Origin of the sequence: Collinsella sp. HCP28S3_E9, assembly GCF_052065455.1 — a bacterium.
Lineage (GTDB): Bacteria > Actinomycetota > Coriobacteriia > Coriobacteriales > Coriobacteriaceae > Collinsella.
Genome location: NZ_JBQHTZ010000037.1, coordinates 1 through 1,566 on the forward strand (window position 1 = coordinate 1; position 1,566 = coordinate 1,566).

A 1,566-nucleotide genomic window follows, 5' to 3' on the forward strand; every position below is an offset into this window, starting at 1 on the left:
GGCTCTTCGGTGGTTTCTGTGGGAGAGATTCCGGCATAGGCCCAGCTCAGCGGGCGAAAACAACGATCTGGAACTGAAACGGCCCCGGGAGGGGCCGTTTCCGCGTCATCCGCCTATGATTGCTAAGCCAAATTCAGACAACCGAAGAGGCGTGACGCATGAAGAGTCTACTACTTCTCGCCCTCGGTCTGGCCCGCACGGTCGTCCTGGGCGCGCGCATCGAGGCCGAGCGCATCGTCGTGAGCGTCCGGCCCCACAAGCGCGAGCAGCGCCGCTGCCCCGTATGCGGCAGGGCCTGCGACTTCTACGACATGGCGAACCGCGGGGCCCCCAGGCTGTGGAGGGCGATGGACCTGGCGCGCTCGGCCTGCTACCTGGAGTACGCGCCCTGCAGGGTGCGCTGCCCGGAGCACGGCGTGCGCACCGAGGCCGTCCCCTGGGCGCGGCACGGGGCGCGCTTCACGCGCGACTTCGAGGACTGGGTGGCGTGGCTGGCGGTCCGCTGCACCGCCTCGGCGGTCTCCGAGCTCGCCCGCGTCGAGTGGCACAGCGTGGGCGGCGTGTGCAGGCGCGTCTACGCCGAGCTGGAGGCCGCGCGCGGCGCCTCGAGGTTCGACGGCGTGCGCCGCATCGGCATCGACGAGACGTCGTACAAGAAGGGCCACAAGTACGTCACGGTGGTCGTCGACCACGACCGCGGCTGCCTCATCTGGGCGCACGAGGGCACCGGCAAGGACGTGCTCAACCTGTTCCTCGACGAGCTCACGCGCGAGCAGAGGCGCGCCATAGAGGTGGTGACCGCCGACGGCGCGAGGTGGATAAGGCAGCTGGTCAAGCGCCGCTGCCCCAACGCGAGGTGGGTCATGGACCCCTTCCACGTGGTCCAGTGGATGAACGACGCGCTCGACGCCGTGCGCTGCGAGGAGTGGAACGCCGCCAGGGCCGCCGCCAGGGCCGCCAGGCCCAGGCCCGAGGGCAAGCGCGGCAGGCCTGCCAAAGGCGAGCTGCCGCCCGAGGAGGTCAGGGCGCTCGAGGAGGAGGCGGCCTCCATCAAGGGCAGCCGCTACGCGCTCGTGAAGAACCCCGAGGACCTCACCGACGGCCAGAGGGCGAGGCTCGAGGCGCTCAAGAAGAGGGCCGGCTCGCGGCTGGTCAGGGCCTGGGAGCTCAAGGAGGACCTGCGGGCCGTCTTCCGGGCAGCCGACGGCTCCGAGGCCGCCGAGCTGCTCGACGACTGGATGCACAGGGCCGCCTACTGCAAGATCGCCAAGGTCGTCGCCGTGGAGAAGAAGGTGCGCCGCCGGCGCGACGACATCATCGCCGCAGTCGAGCTCGGCATCAGCAACGGGCGCGTAGAGGCCATCAACAACAAGATCAAGGTGACGGTGAGGATGGGCTACGGCTTCCGCAACACCGACAACCTCGTGGCCCTGCTCATGCTCAGGTGCGGCGACTGCCAGCCCCAGCTCCCGGGTCGCCCGGTGAAGGCGAGGAAGAAGGGCGTGAAGGGAGCGAAGAGCGTTGCTGCCTAGGCTAGCCCCTTGTCACACAAACTACCGAAGCCTC

1 protein-coding gene is annotated in these 1,566 nt (G+C 69.2%); it reads left to right on the plus strand.

The window, feature by feature from the left end:
• The first annotated feature begins 158 nt into the window (after nt 1-158).
• Nucleotides 159-1,532 carry an ISL3 family transposase gene (locus ACTNA2_RS09040; protein WP_441049382.1) on the plus strand — a complete coding sequence of 458 codons (1,374 nt, stop codon included), beginning with the start codon at nt 159-161 and terminating at the stop codon, nt 1,530-1,532.
• Nucleotides 1,533-1,566: the final 34 nt, after the last annotated feature.